Consider the following 2,899-nt stretch of genomic DNA (forward strand, 5'->3'; position numbering starts at 1 on the left):
AGTTTTTACTTCTTCTTTTATCGGCAACAAAAAMGATAAACTATCTTTTTCCTTACCCTCTTCTACCCTCTTTTCAAACGTTCCGTAGAACTTCTCTCCCTCGCGGAGTGGTGCAAAGAATAGAGAGTTTAAAACCATTTACTTCCAAACATTTTTAACCTTAATTTTTAACCTTTAAACAATAATACGCTGATAATGCGTAAGATATTTTTTTGAGCAGGGTCAAAAGAAAAAGGTTTTCACTTCTTAAAAACCCAAAATTTCTGTAAGGTGAAGTTGAATCCTAGCGATACTATCAACTCCACTAGGAGCTTTGAAAATAGAAAATGCCATCCCCATACATCCACAAAATAGTGGATCCCCAGCGATTTTAGCATTATACTTCCTAATACTACAATTACAAATTTCCAAAGCTGACAACCTACAGATGTCTCTGTACTATTAAACGACCAATATCGATTGATCAAAAAATTCACTATGGCGCCCAATGAGCCACTCACAACATTGGATAAGGGGGCCGACAAATGCAGAATCTTATAACAGAATGTATAAATACCCAAATCTGTCATCCCTCCTATAAAGGCGGACAGTTGCGCTCTTAAGAATTCTGCAATCTTATTCGACATCGACAATGCTATTTCTTTTCCCCTTTTGCTAATTTCTCTGCCTTATCGCGCGCATCTCCCATATCCAGCAATTTTTTGGTATCGGCAATATTGATAAAGAAGAGAATAACACAGATCACGATTACGCAGTAGTTGATAGAGAAGGGCACAAAAACTTCCAGCAATAACACCAAACAAATGATGACACGAATTTCCGTCGGCCCCAACAAGCCGGCATCTATCGTATATTTGTCGGTAATCTTATACCGCAACTGGGAAATAATCATAGCCCACCCATACAAAGCCACCAAAGCAAAGCCTGAATATTTAAAATCTTCAGCAGCATAAAACACATACCCCAATCCTATCATCACCGTACTCACCCAGTCCATCACAATATCCAAAGCAAATCCATACCACTTACGCGATTTGTTTCTGTAGAAAGCCAGTCTTCCATCCAAAGAGTCGCCAAACCACTGTACGAAAAAGCCTACGATAGCAAGCAACAACAAATAGCGGTTCACATATTCGGCCAGCAAGAAGCTGCACATAATCATTAAAGAACCAAAAAATCCTATTGCCGTAAGACCATCAGAAGAAATCCAACTCGGAATTCTAGGTAGAAAAAATGTAATTAGTCGTTGTTCCGGATTACTAAGAATGTTAGTTCTTTTTCTGTCTTGGAATAACTTCTTGTCAATTTTACTTTCACTCATCACTATATATTTACAGCCAATTATGGTCTTTATACCACAATAAGGCCTCTGTCAAACCTTTTCTTAAATCATATTTGGGAACGAAGCCCAACTTTTCTTTTGCTTTAGTAATATTACAGCTCCAATTCTCTGCCGTAAGTTCTCCTAAACGCTCCGGATAGATTACCGGTGTTTTCGAAGAATTTTTGTACAGATAGTTGGAGAGTCGAGCCACAAAAGAAACTAAACGGTAGGGGACGTGTACACGGAAAGGCTTCTTATGAAAAGTATCTCTAAAAATGTCGGCCATAGCATACTTCGAGTATACATTGCCGTCAGAGATGTTATAAAAGTCCAGTGAGCCTTGCGGAATCTCGCACGCACGGAGGATGACATCCACCAGGTCTTTTACGTAGACGAAGCTTAGTTTTTGTGGATTTCTTCCTATGTATGGATCTAATCCTTTATTTAAGGTTTCAAAGAGTATGAACAAATCCCTTTCTCGCGGGCCGTATACAGCTGTAGGACGGAGCACCGTAATAGGCATATCCGCATATTTCTGTTTTATGTTCATTTCGGAATCACGCTTGCTTCGTCCGTACATGGTCAATGGTCGGTACGGATGTTCTTCCGTGATATCCACGTTATCGTTATAGCCTATGGGCCCTATGGCTGCCAAGCTGCTTACATACACAAATCGTGACACCCCTATTTCACTGTCGAATGCAGCCTCCATAAGGTTGTCGGTATAACCCACATTCACCTTTCTCATCGCTTCTTCCGACTTGGACTTAGTCAGTGCCGCAGCATGAACGATATAATCGTACCTTCCGCTTCTAAATATAGCCTTAAGATCTTCAATATTCTCAAAATCCGGATAAAGAAATTCATCCACGAATGGCGCTATATCGTCCGTCTTACTGGACTTGCGTATAGCTGCATGAACTATCCATCCTTTAGATTTTGCTGCTTCGACTATATGAGACCCTACAAATCCACTCGCACCAGTCAAAAAAAGCTTTTTCATATTTGTTTTTCATAAATGCGGTATTTCTTATACAATTCCCCATTTATCTGCTCAATGGCATGGTTCATCATATAGTTGTGGTCCAACATCCACGAACATTCTGCACTTTGGATGCCACTTGCTTGTGCGTTTTTGATAATCCTACCGTACAAGCACGCTTCTATACCCATCTTACGGTAGTCTTCCAACACACCCAACATCATCACTCGAAGTGTTTTGATTTTCTTGCGACCAAAAAGTAATTTAAATATGCCAAACGGGAATAATCTACCACGCTTGATTTTGATCAGCACCTCGTTGATATTAGGGATGCCCACCGCAAAGCCTACGATTTCGTTTTCTTTTTCAGCAAGGATACAATATTTAGGGTCTACAACCATTTTGAGGTCTTTAGCCACATAGGCAAACTCCTCATCCGACATAGGAACGAACCCCAAGTTTTTATCCCACGCCTTATTATATACCTTTTTAATTTTATCCGCCTCTTGGGTAAAATTCTTTAAATCAATCTGACGCAATATAATGCCGGATCGTTTCAATCTTTCTTCCAGCTTATCCAATAGCATCACCGA

Annotated in this window: 3 protein-coding genes and 1 pseudogene; all 4 read right to left on the reverse strand. The window is 39.9% G+C overall.

What is annotated here, in order from left to right:
- Positions 1–239 precede the first annotated feature (239 nt).
- Positions 240–626: a GtrA family protein gene (locus tag SD31_RS05160; protein ID WP_039053361.1), complete on the reverse strand. Its 387-nt coding sequence runs from the start codon at positions 624–626 to the stop codon at positions 240–242.
- Positions 627–634: 8 nt separating this feature from the next.
- Entirely contained in the window at positions 635–1,321 is a 687-nt protein-coding gene (locus tag SD31_RS05165) for a CDP-alcohol phosphatidyltransferase family protein (protein ID WP_039053362.1), read from the reverse strand.
- Positions 1,322–1,331: 10 nt separating this feature from the next.
- Entirely contained in the window at positions 1,332–2,327 is a 996-nt protein-coding gene (locus tag SD31_RS05170) for an NAD-dependent epimerase/dehydratase family protein (RefSeq protein ID WP_039053363.1), read from the reverse strand.
- Positions 2,324–2,899 (reverse strand): annotated as a pseudogene (locus tag SD31_RS17130) (hypothetical protein); the annotation flags it as partial. The pseudogene SD31_RS17130 and the gene SD31_RS05170, both read right to left, overlap by 4 nt.

The organism is Sphingobacterium sp. T2 (assembly GCF_000814685.1).
Classification (GTDB): domain Bacteria; phylum Bacteroidota; class Bacteroidia; order Sphingobacteriales; family Sphingobacteriaceae; genus Sphingobacterium; species Sphingobacterium thermophilum.